Source organism: Lactobacillus sp. JM1 (genome assembly GCF_009834385.1).
Classification (GTDB): domain Bacteria; phylum Bacillota; class Bacilli; order Lactobacillales; family Lactobacillaceae; genus Lactobacillus; species Lactobacillus paragasseri.
Genome location: NZ_CP044412.1, coordinates 319,208 through 339,879 on the forward strand (window position 1 = coordinate 319,208; position 20,672 = coordinate 339,879).

The window sequence follows — 20,672 nt, forward strand, 5'->3', positions numbered from 1 at the left end:
AGCAAGTGTGAAAAACGATAGTTGGAAAATTAGGGATGTTGAAATTCCTAATCGTGTAGTAGTTGCACCGATGGCTGGAATTTCAAATGCTGCTTTCCGAGTAGTATGTAAAGAATTTGGCGCAGGCCTAGTGGTTTGTGAAATGATTTCAGATCATGGAATTATTTACCGCAATAAAAAGACTTTAGAGATGTTGACAGTTGATCCTAGAGAGCATCCGATGAGTATTCAAATTTTCGGTGGAAGTGAAGAAACTTTAGTTGAAGCTGCTCATTATGTGGATACTCATACTGCAGCTGACATTATCAACATCAATATGGGTTGTCCTGTACCAAAAGTAACCAAGACTGATGCTGGAGCTCGTTGGTTATTGGATCCAAATAAGATTTATCAAATGGTTCATGCTGTAGTGAGAAATGTGAACAAACCAGTAACTGTTAAAATGAGAACAGGCTGGGATCAAAAGCATATATTTGCTGTTGAAAATGCCTTGGCTGCCCAAGAAGCTGGTGCTAGTGCTGTTGCTATGCACGGACGTACTAGAAAACAAATGTATATGGGTGAGGCAGATTGGGAAACCTTAAAAGATGTTGCAGATGCATTAACCATACCTTTTGTTGGTAATGGAGATGTTACAACACCTGAAAAAGCAAAATCAATGCTTGAAGATGTTGGAGCTGATGCAGTAATGGCCGGTAGAGCAGCCTTGGGAAATCCATGGATTATTAAGGACATGGTTCATTATTTAGACACTGGTGAAAAACTACGTCCACAAACTGTTGAAGAAAAAGTGGCAACTGCTAAAGAACAGTTAAATGGCTTAATTGATCTTAAAGGTGAAAAAATTGCTGTACCGGAATTTAGACGTCAAGCTGCTTATTATTTGAAAGGAATTCCCCGTTCAGCTCGAACCCGTGCTAAAATAAATGATGTTTGGACGAAACAAGAAGTTTTTGACTTGTTAGATGACTTTGTGGAAAAATATGAAGCAAGACAAAAGCAAATTAATCGATAAAAGGAGTTTTTAGAGTGGCAAAGAATGAAATGAACGACCAACTAATTGTTCGTCGTGAAAAAATGGACGAAATGCGTGAAAATGGCATTGAACCTTTTGGTGTAAGAAAGTTTGATCGTCAAGACTTAGCTCGTACTTTGAATGAAAAGTATAGTAAAGAAGATAAAGATGAATTAAATGCCGATATGCCTATGACCAAAATTGCAGGTCGTATGCTTGCCAAGCGTGGTAAGGGTAAAGTAGGTTTTGCTGATCTTTATGACCGTACTGGTAAGATTCAAATTTATGTACGTAAAGATATTGTTGGCGAAGACAACTACAAGATTTTTAAGAAATCAGATATTGGTGACTTCTTAGGCATTGATGGGGAAGTAATGAAAACTGATACTGGTGAGTTAACTATTCGTGCTACTCACGTTACTTTCTTAGCTAAAGCTCTTCGCCCATTACCTAATAAATGGGACGGTTTGAAAGATGTTGAACAAATTTATCGTCAACGTTATCTTGATTTGATTACTAATCACGAAAGTTACATGCGTTTTGTTCATCGTACTCAAATTATTCAAGCTATTCGTAACTACTTAAATAACCAAGACTTTTTAGAAGTTGAAACTCCAGTTCTTCACAATATTCCAGGTGGTGCTGAAGCACGTCCATTTATTACTCACCACAACGCTTTAGACATTGATCTTTACATGAGAATTGCGTTGGAACTTCCACTGAAGCGTTTGATTGTTGGAGGTATGGAAAGAGTTTATGAAATTGGCCGAGTATTTAGAAACGAAGGTGTTGATACTCGCCATAATCCTGAATTTACTGAGCTTGAAACTTATGCTGCTTACTGGGATTTCCACGATGTCATGGATGAAGCGGAAGGAATTATCAGAGCAGCTGCTAAAGTAGTTTCTCCAGATGGTAAGATTAACTACCAAGGTACTGATATTGACTTAGGTAAACCATTCCGACGCGTTCATATGGTTGACTTAATTAAGGAAAAGACTGGTGTTGACTTCTGGAAAGAAATGACTGACGAAGAAGCTAAGAAGATCGCCGAAGAACATGGAATTCATACTGAACCATTCTGGAAAGTCGGTCATGTAATTAATGCTTTCTTTGATGAATTTTGTGAAAAGACTATTGTTGATCCAACCTTTGTTTATGGGCACCCGGTAGAAATTTCACCACTTGCTAAAAAGAATGCAGATGATCCAAGATTTACTGATCGTTTTGAAATCTTTATTTTGGGAATGGAATACGGAAATGCCTTCTCAGAACTAAATGATCCAGTTGATCAACGTCACCGTTTTGAAGAGCAAATGGAAGAACGCGAAGCTGGTAATGATGAAGCTGATATGATTGATGAAGATTATATCCGTGCAATGGAATTTGGTATGCCTCCTACAGGTGGTTTAGGTATTGGTATTGACCGTTTGGTAATGCTTTTAACTGATGCTCCAGCTATCCGTGATGTATTGCTCTTCCCAACAATGCGTCCTGAAAAGGTTGAAGACGTTGATGCCGAAGTGCAAGAAGACTTGAAGAAAAAGAATAAATAATTTAAGAAATAGGCTGTCTTTGAAGATGGTCTATTTTTTTGATTTTTTCAGAAAAAGTACTTGCAATCGAATGATGTTTTGCTATACTAGTAAATGTACTGCGGAAGTAGTTCAGTGGTAGAACATCACCTTGCCATGGTGGGGGTCGCGGGTTCGAATCCCGTCTTCCGCTCCAGTATAAAAGACTCACCGAAGCGTGAGTCTTTTTTGATATTCGGGATGTGGCTCAGCTTGGTAGAGCGCTACGTTCGGGACGTAGAAGTCGCAGGTTCAAATCCTGTCATCCCGATTGAATATTATTTTTATTAAAAAGTTCGTCTTAAGCTAGAAAGACGAACTTTTTTGTATATAATGTTCATGAAATATCAAATAGTTTACATTTACTAATTGTAAGTGTAAGATATTTGTCTAAAGATTGTAGTATGATCTTAAAAGAAATAAGGCGGTGCAGAATGGAAAAATCATATAGTGATAGTGCAAAGAATGTTCTTGAAATTGCTAAAGAGCAAGCACAAAACTTTCACCATCGAATTATTGGAACGGAGCATGTTTTGCTTGCTTTAGTAATTGAAGCTAACGGAGATGCCGGTAAGCTTTTGCGTGAAAGAAACGTAACACCAACCTTAGTGCGAGAAGAAATTGAAAGATATACTGGCTATGGTTCAAGTCCCAAAGCTACATATATGGAAATGTCACCACGCTTAAGCTTAGTTTTGAATTTTGCTAAGCAAAAATCTGACGAATTAGGCACTCCTCAAATTGAAACAAAGCATATTTTGCTAGGGTTATTAGCTAGTGACCAAATTTTGGCAAGTTTAATTTTGAAAAATATTGGTGTAGAACCACGTGACTTAAGTCAAGATATTAATGATAGTTTCATGGATGATTCTGGAGAAGCAAACAATATTTTTGATGTTTCTTCTGCAACTAGAACTAAAAAAGGCAAGTCACTGACACCTAATTTAGATAAAGTAAGTGTAAATTTAAATAAACGTGCACGCGAGGGTGCAATTGATCCAGTAATTGGTAGAGATAAAGAAATAAAGCGAGTAATTCAAATTTTATCTCGAAGAACTAAGAATAATCCTGTTTTAGTTGGAGAACCCGGAGTTGGTAAGACAGCAGTTGCACAAGGAATAGCTTCTGCAATTGTAAATCGTGAGGTTCCGGATAACTTAGCTAAAAAACGTGTCATGGCACTAGACATGGGAAGCTTAATTGCTGGAACTAAGTATCGCGGGGAATTTGAAGATAGAATGAAAAAAATTCTAAAGGAAATTCAACGTGATGGTTCTGTAATTCTATTTGTTGATGAAATGCATACCTTGATTGGTGCAGGTGGAGCAGAAGGTGCAATTGACGCTTCCAATATCCTGAAGCCATCTTTAGCGCGTGGTGATATTCAGATGATTGGTGCCACTACTTTTGATGAATACCAAAAATACATTGAAAAAGATCAAGCCTTGGCAAGACGTTTTCAACAAGTGAAAATCGGTGAGCCTTCAAAGGAAGAAACAGTGGACATCTTAAAGGGGTTACGTCCTAAGTATGAAAAATTCCATAATGTAAAAATTGAAGATGAAGCAATAAATGATGCAGTAGAATTTTCAACAAGGTATATTGCTAACCGCTTTTTACCTGATAAGGCAATTGACTTAATCGATGAAGCAAGTGCAGCGGTCAAGATTCAAGCAGTTGGTAAGGCTGACCCACGTTTGACTAAATTAGATACACAAATTAATGATGTTATTCACCGAAAAGAAGAGGCTGCTGAAAATCAAAACTTTGTTCAAGCGGCTAAATTACGTGATGAAGAAAGCAAGCTTACACAAGATCGAGATAAATTAATTGCAAAAGTAGAAAATAAGAATTCTAAGAAGTCTATTGTTGATTCAAATAAAATTGCCCAAATTGTATCAGAATGGACTGGCGTACCAGTTACTCGAATGAAGAAGAGTGAAACGAAACGTTTAGCTCACCTCGAAAGCATTTTGCATGAACGCGTAATTGGACAAGATAAGGCAATTAGTGCAGTAAGTCGTGCGATTAGACGAAGCAGAAGTGGAATTAAGGATGAAAATCGTCCAATCGGTTCCTTCTTGTTCTTAGGTCCTACTGGTGTTGGTAAGACTGAATTAGCAAAAGCATTGGCAGCAGCAGTCTTTGGCTCTGAAAGAAATATTATTCGGGTTGACATGTCTGAATATATGGATCAAGTAGCTACAAGCAAGTTGATCGGTTCTGCTCCTGGTTATGTAGGCTATGAAGAAGGTGGACAACTTTCAGAACGGGTAAGACGTAATCCATATTCAGTAATTCTGCTAGATGAAGTAGAAAAAGCTCATCCGGATGTTTTCAATTTATTGTTGCAAGTTCTAGATGAAGGTTTCTTAACTGACTCTAAGGGAAGAAAAGTTGACTTCAGAAACACAATCATTATTATGACTTCTAACCTTGGTTCTCGTAGCTTGCAAGAAGATAAAACAGTTGGTTTTGCAGCTGATAATGAAGATAAAAATAAACTTCAACAAGAAAAGGTTACGGCAGCAGTTAAGCAATTCTTTAGACCAGAATTTTTAAATAGAATTGACGAAACAGTTGTCTTTGATAGTTTAACTAAGAAACAATTGCGTGAAATTGTTAGTTTAATGACTAGTCATTTGATCACTCGATTAGCTCGGAAAGAAGTTACTCTAAAAATTTCTCCAGCAGCGTTAGATGTGTTAGCTAAAGACGGTTTTGATCCAGAAATGGGTGCTCGTCCTTTACGTCGTGCAATTCAACATGAACTTGAGGACGTGATTGCAGAAGATTTAATTAGTGAAAAGGTTAAAGCCGGGCAAACAGTTAAGGTTGGCGCTCATCAGGGAAAATTAAAGTTCACAATTGTTGATGAGAGTAAGCCTTTAGTTAAAAATTAGTTCCTTTTGACAAATTAGTAATATAAGTGTAAAATACAAAACGTTTAAAAGGCTGAAATTCAGGATTTCGCTGATCTATTGTCCAGCGAGATGATAAAACAAAAACGACTATTACGTTGTTTTTGTTTTTTTGTACCCAAATTTTAACTTTTTGTAATTTGTAACACAAATGTAATATTTAGATTCTTATATAAGAAAGGATGTTTTCTTTGTTAGGACACGCTGTGAACTACGGTAGTCACCGGACAAGACGTAGCTTCTCTCGAATTAAAGAAGTATTGAAGTTACCTAACTTGACTGATGTGCAAACGCAATCTTACAAGTGGTTTCTTAATGAAGGTATTCGTGAAATGTTTGACGACATTATGCCGATTTCAGACTTTTCAGGAAAACTTTCTTTAGAGTTTGTTGACTACAAACTTCTGAAGCCAAAATATACCCTTGAAGAAGCACGTGATCACGATGCTAATTATTCTGCTCCTCTTCATGTAACTTTAAAGTTAACCAACCATGAAACTGGAGAAATTAAGACTCAAGATGTCTTCTTCGGAGAATTCCCATTAATGACTGATTCAGGTACTTTCGTTATTAATGGTGCTGAGAGAGTTATTGTTTCTCAGCTTGTTAGATCTCCTGGTGTTTACTACCATTCAGATTTTGATAAAAATGGTCGCCAAATTTTCGGTGCTACAGTTATTCCTAACCGTGGTGCATGGCTTGAATATGAAACTGATGCTAAGGATTTAGCTTATGTTCGTATTGACCGTACTCGTAAGCTTCCTTTAACAGTTCTAATTCGTGCTTTAGGATTTGGCTCTGACAGTGAAGTTGCTGATATGTTTGGTGAAAGTGATTCACTTCGTTTCACTTTAGAAAAAGATATCCATAAAAATCCCGCTGACTCTCGTGTTGCCGAAGCTTTAAAGGATATCTATGAAAGATTACGTCCAGGTGAACCTAAAACTACGGATTCATCTCGTTCACTTTTATATGCTAGATTCTTTGATCCAAGAAGATACGATTTAGCTCCTGTTGGTCGCTACAAGATCAATAAGAAACTTTCTTTAAAGAATCGTTTATTAAGACAAACTTTGGCTGAAACTTTAGCTGATCCTGATACTGGTGAAATTATCGCTAAGAAGGGTGACGTTGTTACTCATGAAATTCTTGATAAATTGTCACCTTACTTAGATCGTGATGACTTTAAGATGGTAACTTATGAACCTTCAAAGGAAGGTGTATTACCTGATCCAGTAACAGTTCAAGAAATTAAAGTATATTCCAAAGTTGATCCTGAACGTGTAATTAAGTTAATGTCTAACGGTCATATTGCTGATGACGTTAAACACTTAACTCCAGCTGATGTTTTGGCATCAATTAATTACTTCTTTAACCTTCAAGATAACATCGGAACTACTGATGATATCGACCACTTAGGTAACCGTCGTATTCGTCGTGTAGGGGAATTACTTCAAAACCAATTTAGAATTGGTTTAGCAAGAATGGAACGTGTTGTGCGCGAAAGAATGTCAATTCAAGATATTTCTACAGTTACACCACAACAATTAATTAACATTCGTCCTGTTGTTGCTTCAGTTAAGGAATTCTTTGGTTCATCACAATTGTCACAGTTCATGGACCAAAACAACCCACTTGGTGAGTTAACTCACAAGCGTCGTATGTCTGCCTTAGGGCCTGGTGGTTTATCTCGTGATCGTGCTGGGTACGAAGTTCGTGACGTGCACTATACTCACTATGGTCGTTTATGTCCTATTGAAACTCCTGAAGGACCTAACATTGGTTTAATTAACTCTTTGGCAACTTACGCTATTGTTAATAAGTATGGTTTTATTGAAACACCATACCGTCGTGTTTCTTGGGATACTCACAAGGTTACTGACAAGATTGATTACTTAACTGCTGATGTTGAAGATAATTACATTATCGCTGGTGCCAACGCTCCATTAAACGAAGACGGTTCTTTTAAGGATAAGATTGTTTTAGCTCGTCATAAGGAAGATAACCTTGAAGTTACTCCTGATAAGATTGACTACATGGATGTTATTCCTAAGCAAGTAGTTTCCGTAACTTCTGCATGTATTCCTTTCCTTGAAAACGATGACTCTAACCGTGCCTTGATGGGTGCTAACCACCAACGTCAGGCTGCTCCATTGATTAATCCACACGCTCCAATTGTTGGTACTGGTATGGAATATCGTGCAGCTCATGACTCTGGGGATGCATTAGTTGCTAAAGCACCTGGTGTAGTTGAATACGTTGATGCAAACGAAATTAGAATTAGAAGAGACGATGATACTTTAGATAAGTATGTTCTTGAAAAATTCCGTCGTTCAAATGCAACTAAGAACTACAACCAAACACCAGCTGTTAAGCAAGGTGAAAGAGTAGTAGCTGACGAAGTTATTGCCGATGGTCCAGCAATGGAAAACGGCGAATTAGCTCTAGGTCAAAACCCAATTATTGCTTTCTTGACTTGGAACATGTACAACTATGAAGATGCCGTTATGATTTCTGAACGTATGGTTAAAGATGATGTCTACACATCTATCCATATTGAAGATTATGAATCAGAAGCTCGCGATACTAAGCTTGGACCTGAAGAAATCACCCGTGAAATTCCAAACGTTGGTGAAGATGCACTTAAAGACCTCGATGAAGAAGGTATTGTACGTATTGGTGCCGAAGTTCAAGACGGTGATATCTTAGTTGGTAAAGTTACTCCAAAGGGTGTTACTGAATTATCAGCTGAAGAACGTTTGCTTCACGCTATCTTTGGTGAAAAAGCTCGTGAAGTTCGCGATACTTCCTTACGTGTACCACATGGTGGCGGCGGTATTGTTCAAAACGTACAAGTCTTCACTCGTGAAGCAGGAGACGAATTACCACCTGGTGTAAACAAGATGGTTCGTGTCTACATCGTTCAAAAGCGTAAAATTCAGGTTGGTGACAAGATGTCTGGTCGTCACGGAAACAAGGGTACTATTGCCTTAGTTTGTCCTGAAGAAGATATGCCATACTTACCAGATGGTCGTCCAGTAGACATTTGTTTGAACCCAATGGGTGTGCCTTCACGTATGAACATTGGACAGGTTCTTGAATTACATTTAGGTATTGCAGCTAAGCAATTGGGTATTCATGTTGCTACTCCAGTATTTGATGGTGCTTCTGAAGATGATATGTGGAACATGGTTCGTGAAGCTGGTATTGGTAAAGACGGTAAGACTGTTCTTTATGATGGCCGTACTGGTGAACCATTCCACAACCGTGTTTCAGTAGGTATTATGTACTACTTGAAGTTGACTCACATGGTTGATGATAAGATCCACGCACGTTCAATTGGGCCTTACTCACTTGTTACTCAACAACCACTTGGTGGTAAAGCACAATTTGGTGGTCAGCGTTTTGGTGAAATGGAAGTTTGGGCTCTTGAAGCTTACGGTGCTGCATACACATTGCAAGAAATCTTGACTTACAAGTCAGATGATGTTGTTGGTCGTGTGAAGGCATATGAAGCTATTGTCAAGGGTGAAAGAATTCCAAAACCAGGTGTTCCAGAATCATTTAGAGTTCTTGTTAAGGAACTTCAATCCTTAGGTTTGGATATTAAAGTCTTAGATATGGACCACAAGGAAATTGAATTACGTGACATGGATGATGATTCTAATGATCACTTCAACATTGACACTTTATCTAAGCTTGCTGAACAACAAGAAAAGAAGAAGTTAGCCGAAGAAGCTGCAAAGAAAGATGATAAGTCAGCCGAACCTGTAGATCAGAGTGATTCTTCAACTTCATCTGATGATAAGGTTTCTAAGTAATAGGAGGTTAAACTTTTGATCGACGTAAATAAGTTTGAAAGTATGCAAATTGGTTTGGCTTCTCCAAACAAGATCAGAAGTTGGTCTTATGGCGAAGTTAAAAAGCCAGAAACTATCAACTATCGTACTTTGAAACCAGAAAAAGATGGTTTGTTCGATGAAAGAATTTTCGGACCAACTAAGGACTGGTCTTGTGCTTGTGGTAAGTACAAGGGTATTCGTTATCGCGGTATTGTTTGTGACCGATGTGGTGTAGAAGTTACTTCTGCTAAAGTTAGAAGAGAACGTATGGGTCACATTGAATTAGCTGCACCAGTTTCACATATCTGGTATTTCAAGGGTATCCCATCTCGTATGGGATTAGTGTTAGATATTTCACCTCGTGCACTTGAAGAAGTAATATATTTTGCTGCTTACATTGTAATTGACGCAGGTGATACTGATCTTGAAGATAAGCAACTTCTTACAGAAGCTGAATATCGTGAAAAGAAAGCAAAATTCGGTAACCGTTTTGAAGCTAAGATGGGTGCTGAAGCTGTAAAGGAACTTCTTGAGCAAGTAGATATTGATAAAGAAGTTCATGACTTAAAAGAAGAATTAAAGACTGCTACTGGTCAAAAGAGAACTCGTGCTATCAGAAGATTAGATATCTTAGATGCATTTAAGAATTCAGGCAACAAGCCTTCATGGATGGTTATGGATTGTATTCCAGTTATTCCACCTGATTTAAGACCAATGGTTCAACTTGATGGTGGTCGTTTTGCAACTTCTGACTTGAATGATTTATATAGACGTGTAATTAACCGTAACAATCGTTTGAAGAGATTATTAGACTTAAACGCACCTAGAATTATTGTTCAAAATGAAAAACGTATGCTTCAAGAAGCTGTTGATGCATTAATTGATAATGGTAGACGTGGTCGTCCGGTTGTAGGACCAGGTAACCGTCCACTTAAGTCTCTTTCTCACATGTTAAAGGGTAAGCAAGGACGTTTCCGTCAAAACTTGCTTGGTAAGCGTGTTGACTACTCAGGTCGTTCAGTTATCGATGTTTCACCAAAGTTGAAGTTTTATCAATGTGGTGTTCCACGACCAATGGCTTTAGAGTTATTTAAGCCATTTGTGATGCATGAATTAGTAAAACGTGGTTTAGCATCTAACATTAAGAACGCTAAGCGCAAGATTGATCGTGAAGATGACGATATCTGGGATATCTTAGAAGATGTAATTAAGGAAAGACCAGTTCTTTTGAACCGTGCACCTACTCTTCACCGTCTAGGTATTCAAGCATTTGAACCAGTTTTGGTGCCAGGTAAGTCAATTCGTCTTCACCCACTTGCTTGTGAAGCTTACAATGCCGACTTTGATGGTGACCAGATGGCCATTCACGTTCCATTATCTGATGAAGCTGTAGCAGAATCACGTTTGCTTATGCTTGCTGCTCACCATATCTTGGCTCCTAAGGATGGTAAGCCAATCGTTACTCCTTCTCAGGATATTGTTTTAGGTAACTACTGGCTAACTCAAGCAGAACGTGGTCGTGAAGGCGAAGGTATGATTTTTGATTCACCAGCTGAAGCAGCTATTGCATATGCAAATGGTGATATTCACTACCACACTCGTATTGGTTTAGCGGCTGATTCAATGCCTGAAAAGCCATGGCCAAAGGGATATGAACACGGAATTTTTGTAACTACTTATGGTAAGTTAGTCTTCAACCAAATTTTCCCTAAGGATTTCTTCTACATTAATGATCCTACTCAAGAAAATCTTACTCATCCTGTGGATGAAAAATACTTCTTACAACCAGGTGAAGATATCCATGAAAAGCTTGACAATATGAAGCTTGGAAAGGCATTTAAGAAAGGATTCTTATCAGATTCCATTGCTCAAATTTACAAGGATTATAAAGTTCAAAGAACTTCTGATTTCTTGGATGACTTGAAGGAATTAGGTTACACCGTATGTACTACTTCTGGTTTGACTATTGGTGTCGAAGATATTCCTACAATTACTGATAAGGATGATATCGTAGCAGAAGCTCGTAAGAAAGTTGATGTAGTTTCTAAGCAGTATCGTCGTGGTTTGATTACTGATGAAGAAAGACATGATCGAGTAATTAGTATTTGGAATAATTGTAAAGATATTGTTCAAAACGAAATTGCTCAAATTCATGCCCCAAGAAACCCAATTACAATCATGGCGGATTCTGGTGCTCGTGGTAACATTTCTAACTTTACTCAACTTGCTGGTATGCGTGGATTGATGGCTGCTCCTAACGGAGGAATGATGGAAATTCCTGTTACCTCAAACTTCCGTGAAGGATTATCTGTTTTGGAAATGTTCATGTCTACTCACGGTGCTCGTAAAGGTATGACGGATACTGCTTTGAAGACTGCCAACTCAGGTTACTTAACCCGTCGTTTGGTAGACGTAGCTCAAGACGTTATCATTCGTGAAGAAGATTGTGGTACTGATCGTGGCTTGACTGTTCATGCAATTACTGAAGGCGATGAAATGATTGAACCATTATTTGATCGGCTAGTAGGTCGCTACACTTCTAAGAGCGTTTATGATCCAGAAACTCATGAAGTTATCTGTCCAGCAGATGTCTTAATGGATGAAGATATGGCTCATAAGATTGTTGATGCTGGCGTTACTGAAGTAACTATTCGTTCCGTATTTACTTGCAACACTCAACATGGTGTATGTAAGAAATGTTATGGTATGAACCTTGCTACTGGTGACGATGTTGAAGTTGGTGAAGCAGTAGGTACTGTTGCTGCTCAATCTATCGGTGAACCTGGTACTCAGTTGACTATGCGTAACTTCCACAACGGTGGTGTTGCCGGTGCTGCAGATATTACTCAAGGTTTACCTCGTGTTCAAGAATTGTTTGAAGCTCGTAATCCTAAAGGACGTGCTACAATTTCTGAAGTAACTGGTGAAATAACTTCCATTGAAGAAGATCCAGCAGAACACACTCGTCAAATTACAGTAAAGGGTCAAACAGATACTCGTACTTATGATGTACCATATACTGCATCTGTAGCAGTTGCTGAAGGTGACCATGTTGTACGTGGAGATAAATTGACTCTTGGTTCTATTGATCCTAAGGAATTGATTCGTGTACGTGATGCATTGACTACTGAAAAATATATTCTAAGCGAAATTCAAAAAGCTTATAGAATGCAGGGTGTAGAAATTGCCGATAAGCACGTTGAAGTTATGGCACGTCAAATGCTTCAAAAGGTTCGTATTCTTGATCCAGGTGAAACTGATATCTTACCAGGTGAATTGATGGATATTGGTGAATTTAAAGCAAGAAACCGTGAGGTAATTATTTCTGGTGGTATTCCTGCAACTGCACAAAGTGTAATTCTTGGTATTACCAAGGCCGCTCTTGAAACTAACAGTTTCTTGTCTGCAGCTTCATTCCAGGAAACTACTCGTGTTCTTACTGATGCTTCTATTCGTGGAAAGAACGATCCATTACTTGGTCTTAAGGAAAATGTTATCATTGGTAAGATTATTCCTGCTGGTACTGGTATGCCTGTTTACCGCGAAATGGAACCTAAGGTTGACATTCCTGAAGATGAAAAGAAAAAGTCAGTTTATTCTATAGCTGATATTGAAAAAAAATTAGCTGCAGCTGATGCAGAAAAGAACGATGGCTCAGCTGACTAACCATCCTTTTAAAACTTAAACATTTGTGTTAAAAAAGTCTATTCGCTTTTGTGCGAATAGACTTTTTTTATATGAAATTATAAAAAATAATACTCAGAAATATAAAAGGTATGAAAGGATATTGTTTTTTGTTCCGAGCAATTAAATGAGTAATTATCAGAAAAATGGATGACAATAGGAAAAGATACTCAGCAATGTAGAAGTTATAGTAAAAAATAAGAATAATAAAAATTATTGTATCGCCATAACCAAATTTCTTTTTCAAATTCATTATTAAAAAACTCAATATAACGAAAGAAATTAACATCCATTCAATTGGAGTGTAATCAGAAATAAAGTAGGAAATTTTAAATCCTACTATTGCTATAAGTGGGATAAGGATTTGAACTGGAAAAGATTGATCAAAATAATCAAAAATACTAATTAAAAAAATAAAAATAATAAAAAGGTATGAAATTTGATTAGTAAGCGGATTTAACGGCATAAAAGCTAATCCACCTAAAATTTCGCAATAAAATGTTTCAATAGGAATATAAGCGTGACAGAAGAAACATTTTCCTTGATATCTTAGAAAAGAAAAAATAGGTATTTGGTTAAGAAGCGTAAGCGGGATTTGGCAGTTATCACAATGAGATTTATCGGTTATAAAGTCTTCTGTCTCAAAGCGCTGAACAATTACTAGTAAATGGGAACCAATAATACTACCGATTATAAAATTAAGTATATAAATAAATGAGTTTGACATCTTTTAACCTCCAATATTTATATACGCAAAATCAAAAAAATTTTTTTAAAATGTTTACGGAATTAAAAAATCATGTTACACTAGCCATTGTGCTATTAAAAACATGATATCCGTGAAGTCAAAAAAGAAACTCCCGGATGTGTGAACAATTTTAGGAGGAAATTTTAATGCCAACAATTAACCAATTGGTTAGAAAAGGCCGTCACTCAAAGACGACTAAATCTGATTCACCAGCTTTAAACTATGCTTACAACAGCATGAAGAAAAAGATGAACTACAATCCAGCACCTCAAATGCGTGGTGTTGCAACTCGTGTAGGTACTATGACACCTAAGAAGCCTAACTCAGCTTTACGTAAGTATGCTCGTGTTCGTCTTTCAAACTTAATCGAAGTTACTGCTTACATTCCTGGTATTGGTCATAACTTGCAAGAACACTCCGTTGTTTTAATTCGTGGTGGTCGTGTAAAGGACCTTCCTGGTGTTCGTTACCACATCATTCGTGGTGCTTTGGATACTGCAGGTGTTGATGGTAGAAAACAAGGCCGTTCTAAGTACGGTGCTAAGAAAGGTTAAAACAGTTAAATAGGAGGGACTACTAATGCCTAGAAAAGGTAATGTTGCTAAGAGAGATGTTTTAGCAGATCCAGTTTACAACTCTAAATTGGTTACTAAATTAATTAACCACTTAATGATTGATGGTAAGAAAGCAAAGGCATCTTCAATTCTTTATGATGCTTTTGGTATTATTCAAGATAAGACTGGTAAAGAACCAGTTGAAGTTTTTGAAGAAGCAATGAACAATGTTATGCCAGTTTTGGAAGTTAAAGCTCGCCGTATCGGTGGTTCTAACTACCAAATCCCAGTTGAAGTTCGCCCAGAAAGAAGAACTACTCTCGGCTTAAGATGGCTTGTTTCTTACGCTCGTTTACGTAATGAACATACTATGGATGAACGTCTTGCAAACGAAATTATGGATGCTGCTAACAATACTGGTTCAGCAGTTAAGAAACGTGAAGACGTCCACAGAATGGCAGAAGCAAACCGTGCATTTGCTCACTACCGCTTCTAATCGTTAGTTTGTAAAAGGAGATTAATCTTATGGCTAACAAACGTGAATTCCCTTTGGATAAGACACGTAACATTGGTATTATGGCTCACATCGATGCCGGTAAAACTACCACTACTGAACGTATTTTGTACTACACTGGTAAGATCCACAAAATTGGTGAAACTCACGAAGGTGACTCACAAATGGACTGGATGGATGAAGAAAAGGAACGTGGTATCACTATTACTTCCGCAGCTACTACTGCTCAATGGAAGGATTACCGAATTAACATCATTGATACCCCAGGACACGTTGACTTTACTATCGAAGTAGAACGTTCCCTTCGTGTTCTTGATGGTGCGGTAACTGTTCTTGATGCTCAAGCTGGTGTTGAACCACAAACTGAAAATGTTTGGCGTCAAGCTGAAACTTACGGCGTTCCTCGTATTGTTTTCGTTAACAAGATGGATAAGATTGGTGCTGACTTTGATAAATCTGTTAAGTCATTGCACGAACGCTTAAACGCAAACGCACATGCTGTTCAAATGCCTATTGGTTCAGCAGATACCTTTGAAGGTGTTATTGACTTAATCAATATGGTAGCTGATGTTTACGATGAAGATAAGCTTGGTTCAAAATGGGATACTATTCCTGTTCCTGATGAATACAAGGAAGAGGCTTTAAAGCGTCGTAACGAATTAATTGAAGCTGTTGCTGATGTTGATGACGGCATTATGGACAAGTACCTTGGCGGTGAAGAAATTTCTAATGATGAATTAAAAGCAGCTATCCGTAAAGCTACTTTGAACTTGGAATTCTTCCCAGTTTATGCTGGTTCAGCATTTAAGAACAAGGGTGTTCAAATGATGCTTGATGGTGTTATTGATTACCTACCATCACCACTTGACGTAAAACCTTACGTTGCTCATGATCCTAAGACTGGTGACGAAGTTGAACTTATGGCTGACGATAAGAAACCATTTGCAGCTTTAGCATTTAAGATTGCAACAGATCCATTTGTTGGTCGTTTAACTTTCATCCGTGTTTACACTGGTTCACTTCAATCTGGTTCTTACGTATTGAATGCATCAAAGAATGCTCGTGAACGTGTTGGACGTTTACTTCAAATGCACGCTAACTCAAGAACTGAAATTCCTGAAGTATTCTCAGGTGATATTGCTGGTGCTATTGGTTTGAAGAACACTACTACTGGTGATTCTTTAACTGATCCAGATCACCCACTTATTTTGGAAAGTTTACAAGTTCCAGATCCAGTTATTCAAGTATCTGTTGAACCTAAGTCAAAAGCTGACCGTGATAAGATGGATGTCGCTTTACAAAAGCTTACTGAAGAAGACCCAACTTTCCGTGCTGAAACCAACCCAGAAACTGGTCAAACTTTGATTTCAGGTATGGGTGAATTACACTTAGACATCATGGTTGAACGTATGAAGCGTGAATTTAACGTTGAAGCAACTATTGGTGAACCTCAAGTTGCTTACCGTGAAACCTTTACTAAGGAAGCTAAAGCACAAGGTAAGTTCGTTCGTCAATCTGGTGGTAAAGGTCAATATGGTGATGTTTGGATCGACTTTACTCCAAACGAAGAAGGAAAGGGTTACGAATTCGAAGACGCTATCGTCGGTGGTGTTGTTCCTCGTGAATTTATTCCTTCAGTTGACCAAGGTTTACAAGAAGCTATGAAGAATGGTGTTCTTGCAGGTTACCCATTAATTGATGTTAAGGCTAAGTTGTACGATGGTAGTTACCACGAAGTCGACTCATCAGAAGCTGCTTTCAAGGTTGCTGCTTCTCTTGCTTTGAGAAATGCTGCTGCTAAGGCTGGCGCTGTTATTCTTGAACCTATCATGAAAGTTCAAGTAACCACTCCAGAAGAATACTTAGGTGATGTAATGGGATCAATTACAGCACGTCGTGGTTCTATGGAAGGTATGGAAGACAGAGCAGGTGCTAAAGTAATCAACTCATTTGTTCCACTTTCAGAAATGTTTGGTTACGCAACTACTTTGCGTTCATCAACTCAAGGTCGTGGTACGTTTACAATGGTATTTGACCACTACTCACCAACTCCTAAATCTATTCAAGCTGAAATCATCAAAAAACGTGGTGGAGAAGACGCTGAATAATTTATAAATAGAGAGTTTGAAAAAGAGATATCATTTGATATCTCTTTTTTTGTATAAAAAAATAAAATAAATGCTGAGAAAGCTTGATATTTAAGGAAAGACAAAGTACAATAGTAAACGTGCGAAAATATTGGAGGGGTATACCCCGCGCACAAAAAGCAATGCTTTGACGCAAAAGGTTGCGGCACACCAGGCTGCATTGCCACAGAGGTGAGTCGGTAATTTTTGCCGAGCTAGTCATCTTTTAAAGAAGACGAAGGAGGTTATTAGATGGCAAGTCAACAAATTCGTATTAGATTAAAGTCATACGAACATGGTATTCTCGATGAATCAGCTGCTAAAATTGTAGCTACCGCTGAAAGAACTGGAGCACAAATTTCTGGTCCTGTTCCACTACCTACGGAAAGAACTTTATTCACTGTTTTACGTTCACCACACAAGAACAAAGATTCACGTGAACAATTTGAAATCCGTACACATAAGCGTTTAATTGATATTTTGAATCCAACACCTAAGACTGTTGATTCATTAATGAAGCTTGATTTACCAAGCGGCGTTGATATCGAGATTAAATTATAATTTAAAACATATATGGAGGTGTAATCATGACCAAAGGAATCTTAGGAAGAAAGGTCGGTATGACTCAAATCTTCACTAAAAACGGTATCTTGGTTCCTGTAACTGTTATTGAAGCAACCCCTAACGTTGTTTTACAAGTTAAAACTAACGAATCAGACGGTTACGAAGCAGTTCAAGTAGGTTACCAAGACATGCGTGAAGTATTGAGCAACAAACCTGCCAAAGGTCATGCTGCAAAAGCAAAGACTTCACCTAAGCGCTTCATTCGGGAAATCCGCGATGTCGAGCTTAAGGATTACGAAGTCGGCTCAGAAATCACGGTGGACTCATTTAGTGAAGGTGACGTAGTTGACGTTACTGGAACTACAAGAGGTCATGGTACTCAAGGTAACATCAAGCGTTGGGGCCAATCAAGAGGTCCAGAAACCCACGGTTCTAGATACCACAGAATCCCAGGTTCAATGGGTTCAATCATTAACCGTGTACCTAAGGGTAAGAAGTTACCTGGTCACATGGGTGGCAAGAAAGTTACCGTACAAAACTTAGTAATTGAAAAAGTTGTGCCTGAAAAGAACGTACTTTTAATCAAGGGTAATGTTCCAGGTGCAAAGAACTCATTAATTTTTGTAAAATCTGCTGCTAAAGCTGCTAAATAGGAAGGAGGACTATAATGGCTAATTTAGAAATTATCGATCAAAAAGGTAAGTCTGCAGGTAATGTAGATTTAAATGAAGAAATCTTCGGTATTGAACCTAATGAAAGTGTTGTTTTCGATGCAATCATTAGACAAAGAGCTGGTAAGCGTCAAGGCACTTCTGCTGTAAAGAACAGATCAGCTGTTCGTGGCGGTGGTAAGAAACCTTGGAGACAAAAAGGTACTGGTCGTGCTCGTCAAGGTTCTATTAGAGCTCCACAATGGCGTGGTGGTGGTACTGTATTTGGTCCAACTCCTCGTTCATACAAGATGGACATGCCTCGTAAAGCACGTCGTTTAGCTATGAAGTCAGTTCTTTCCCAAAAAGTTGCTGACAAAGATTTAATCATTCTTGATCAATTAACTTTAGAAGCACCTAAGACTAAAGAATTAAAGGCTATCTTAGATAATGCTAATGTTTCTGGTAAGGTTTTAGTTGTGTCTGATGATAAGAATGTTCAATTATCAGGTAAAAACCTTCCAAAAGTGAAAGTTGTACCTGTTAATGGCTTAAATGTTGTTGATGCGGTTGACTACCAAAAACTTGTATTAACTCAAGACGCTATTAAGAGAATTGAGGAGGTTTTGGCATAATGGATGCACGTGATATCATCTTACGGCCTGTAGTTACCGAAAAATCCATGAATTTAATGGATGATAAGAAGTATACTTTTGATGTGCTTGTATCAGCTACCAAGACTCAAGTTCGTAATGCTGTTGAAGAAATTTTTGATGTAAAAGTTAAGAATGTTAACATTATGAATGTTCGCGGTAAAGAAAAGAGAGTTGGTCGTTACACTGGTAAGACTGCTCGTCGTAGAAAAGCAATCGTTACTTTAACTGAAGATTCTAATGATATTAAGATCTTCAATGATAATAAAGAAAATTAGTAAATAGGAGGTCAGTCAATTGGCAATTATCAAATATAAGCCAACTACAAACGGCAGACGTAATATGACTTCTTCCGACTTTGCTGAAATTACCAAGAAAAAGCCTGAAAAGACTTTACTTGAATCTCAAAGTCATACTGCTGGTCGTAACTCATACGGTCATATTACTGTTAGACACCGTGGTGGTGGTCACAAACAAAAATACCGTATCATTGACTTCAAGCGTAATAAGGATGATGTAAAAGCAGTTGTTAAGGCTATTGAATATGATCCAAACAGAACTGCTAACATCGCTCTTCTTCACTACACTGACGGTATTAAAGCTTACATCTTAGCACCTAAAGGTCTAAAAGTTGGTACTGTTGTTGAATCTGGTCCAAATGCTGATATTAAGCCTGGTAATGCATTGCCATTATCTGCTATTCCAGCTGGTACTGAAATTCACAATATTGAATTGAAGCCTGGTAAAGGTGGTCAATTAGTAAGAAGTGCAGGTACTGTTGCACAAGTTCTTGGTAATGATGGTAAGTACACTTTAGTTAGACTTCAAAGTGGTGAAGTTCGTAAAATCTTATCAACTTGCCGTGCTACTATCGGTTCAGTTGGTAATGAACAACACTCATTAATTCAATTAGGTAAAGCTGGTCGTAAGCGTTGGTTGGGCAAGCGTCCACAATCTCGTGGTTCCGTAATGAACCCTAACGATCACCCACATGGTGGTGGTGAAGGTAAGGCTCCAGTTGGTCGCCCACAACCTATGACTCCATGGGGTAAGAAGTCTCGTGGTATTAAGACTAGAAACTCTAAGGCTAGAAGTGAAAAACTTATTATTCGTCACCGTAAAGGTAACAAGTAATTAAACGAAGGAGGTTAATTAATGAGCCGTAGTATTAAAAAAGGTCCTTTTGCAGATGCAAGCCTTTTAAAGAAGATCGAAGCCCAAGAAGGTTCCGAAAAGAAGCAAGTAATTAAAACATGGTCTCGTCGTTCAACTATTTTCCCTTCCTTTGTTGGTTTCACAATAGCTGTTTACGATGGAAGAAAACATGTGCCAGTATACATTACTGAAGATATGGTTGGTCATAAGTTAGGTGAATTCGTACCTACTAGAACTTTCCGCGGTCACAAGGTCGCTGATAAGGCCACTACTACAGTAGGTAAATAATAGGAAGGAGAGACATCTAAATGGCAGAACAAATTAGTTCAGCTAAAGCTGAAGCAAGAACAGTTCGCATCGCTCCTAGAAAAGCCCGTTTGGTAGTAGACCTTATTCGTGGAAAGAGTGTTGCTGAAGCTCTCGCAATTTTACAATTTACGCCAAGAGCTGCTTCCCCAATCGTTGAAAAAGTGTTGAAGTCAGCTATTGCAAATGCTGAACACAACTACGATCTTGAAAGTGCAAATCTTTACGTATCAGAAGCATACGTTAACGAAGGTGCAACTTTAAAGAGATTTCGTCCACGTGCTAAGGGTATGGCTTCTCCAATTAACAAGAGAACAAGCCACGTAGTAGTTGTAGTATCTGAGAAGAACGATTAAGGGAGGTAAA

The 20,672-nt window shown here is 38.1% G+C and carries 16 protein-coding genes and 2 tRNA genes; 17 read left to right on the plus strand and 1 reads right to left on the minus strand.

The annotated features are described in order from the left end of the window. Positions 1 to 7 precede the first annotated feature (7 nt). The 7 genes from dusB to rpoC all read left to right on the plus strand — a co-directional run bounded on the left by dusB (position 8) and on the right by rpoC (position 13,018). On the plus strand, positions 8 to 1,015 hold the full coding sequence (gene dusB / locus F3I00_RS01495; RefSeq protein WP_159310963.1) for a tRNA dihydrouridine synthase DusB: 1,008 nt from the start codon (positions 8 to 10) through the stop codon (positions 1,013 to 1,015). Positions 1,016 to 1,029: 14 nt separating this feature from the next. Continuing rightward, entirely contained in the window at positions 1,030 to 2,571 is a 1,542-nt protein-coding gene (gene lysS, locus F3I00_RS01500; protein WP_020807223.1) for a lysine--tRNA ligase, read from the plus strand. A gap of 100 nt (positions 2,572 to 2,671) precedes the next feature. Beyond that, positions 2,672 to 2,746: transfer RNA gene (locus F3I00_RS01505), tRNA-Gly, on the plus strand. A gap of 40 nt (positions 2,747 to 2,786) precedes the next feature. Then, positions 2,787 to 2,860, plus strand: a tRNA-Pro gene (locus F3I00_RS01510). 163 nt (positions 2,861 to 3,023) lie between these two features. Then, a complete protein-coding gene (locus F3I00_RS01515; protein WP_020807222.1) occupies positions 3,024 to 5,492 on the plus strand; it encodes an ATP-dependent Clp protease ATP-binding subunit in 2,469 nt (822 codons plus the stop codon). A gap of 200 nt (positions 5,493 to 5,692) precedes the next feature. Continuing rightward, positions 5,693 to 9,331, plus strand: coding sequence for a DNA-directed RNA polymerase subunit beta (locus F3I00_RS01520; RefSeq protein ID WP_159310964.1), 3,639 nt, complete (start codon positions 5,693 to 5,695; stop codon positions 9,329 to 9,331). Between the two features lie 15 nt (positions 9,332 to 9,346). After that, on the plus strand, positions 9,347 to 13,018 hold the full coding sequence (gene rpoC, locus F3I00_RS01525; RefSeq protein WP_020807220.1) for a DNA-directed RNA polymerase subunit beta': 3,672 nt from the start codon (positions 9,347 to 9,349) through the stop codon (positions 13,016 to 13,018). A 67-nt stretch (positions 13,019 to 13,085) separates the two neighbouring features. Here rpoC and F3I00_RS01530 read toward each other — a convergent pair whose 3' ends face one another. Further along, positions 13,086 to 13,763, minus strand: a complete 678-nt coding sequence (locus F3I00_RS01530) for a prepilin peptidase (RefSeq protein ID WP_020807219.1) — start codon at positions 13,761 to 13,763, stop codon at positions 13,086 to 13,088. Between the two features lie 167 nt (positions 13,764 to 13,930). On the opposite strand from F3I00_RS01530, the gene rpsL reads away from it, so the two are divergent. The 10 genes from rpsL to rplV all read left to right on the plus strand — a co-directional run bounded on the left by rpsL (position 13,931) and on the right by rplV (position 20,662). Next, a complete protein-coding gene (gene rpsL, locus F3I00_RS01535) occupies positions 13,931 to 14,338 on the plus strand; it encodes a 30S ribosomal protein S12 (protein ID WP_003647838.1) in 408 nt (135 codons plus the stop codon). Between the two features lie 25 nt (positions 14,339 to 14,363). Further along, positions 14,364 to 14,834 carry a 30S ribosomal protein S7 gene (gene rpsG, locus F3I00_RS01540; RefSeq protein WP_003647837.1) on the plus strand — a complete coding sequence of 157 codons (471 nt, stop codon included), beginning with the start codon at positions 14,364 to 14,366 and terminating at the stop codon, positions 14,832 to 14,834. Between the two features lie 29 nt (positions 14,835 to 14,863). Next, complete coding sequence (gene fusA, locus F3I00_RS01545) at positions 14,864 to 16,960, plus strand: elongation factor G (protein ID WP_003647836.1); 2,097 nt, start codon at positions 14,864 to 14,866, stop codon at positions 16,958 to 16,960. A gap of 270 nt (positions 16,961 to 17,230) precedes the next feature. Continuing rightward, positions 17,231 to 17,539, plus strand: coding sequence for a 30S ribosomal protein S10 (gene rpsJ, locus F3I00_RS01550; RefSeq protein ID WP_003647835.1), 309 nt, complete (start codon positions 17,231 to 17,233; stop codon positions 17,537 to 17,539). Between the two features lie 26 nt (positions 17,540 to 17,565). Then, positions 17,566 to 18,195, plus strand: coding sequence for a 50S ribosomal protein L3 (rplC, locus tag F3I00_RS01555; protein WP_003649467.1), 630 nt, complete (start codon positions 17,566 to 17,568; stop codon positions 18,193 to 18,195). A gap of 14 nt (positions 18,196 to 18,209) precedes the next feature. Further along, entirely contained in the window at positions 18,210 to 18,827 is a 618-nt protein-coding gene (gene rplD, locus F3I00_RS01560) for a 50S ribosomal protein L4 (RefSeq protein ID WP_003647834.1), read from the plus strand. After that, on the plus strand, positions 18,827 to 19,123 hold the full coding sequence (gene rplW / locus F3I00_RS01565) for a 50S ribosomal protein L23 (protein ID WP_003647833.1): 297 nt from the start codon (positions 18,827 to 18,829) through the stop codon (positions 19,121 to 19,123). Before rplD ends, rplW begins: the two co-directional genes overlap by 1 nt. A 19-nt stretch (positions 19,124 to 19,142) precedes the next feature. Beyond that, a complete protein-coding gene (gene rplB, locus F3I00_RS01570) occupies positions 19,143 to 19,979 on the plus strand; it encodes a 50S ribosomal protein L2 (RefSeq protein WP_003649466.1) in 837 nt (278 codons plus the stop codon). A gap of 21 nt (positions 19,980 to 20,000) precedes the next feature. Continuing rightward, on the plus strand, positions 20,001 to 20,288 hold the full coding sequence (gene rpsS / locus F3I00_RS01575) for a 30S ribosomal protein S19 (protein WP_003647831.1): 288 nt from the start codon (positions 20,001 to 20,003) through the stop codon (positions 20,286 to 20,288). A 20-nt stretch (positions 20,289 to 20,308) separates the two neighbouring features. Further along, positions 20,309 to 20,662: a 50S ribosomal protein L22 gene (rplV, locus tag F3I00_RS01580; protein ID WP_003649465.1), complete on the plus strand. Its 354-nt coding sequence runs from the start codon at positions 20,309 to 20,311 to the stop codon at positions 20,660 to 20,662. Positions 20,663 to 20,672: the final 10 nt, after the last annotated feature.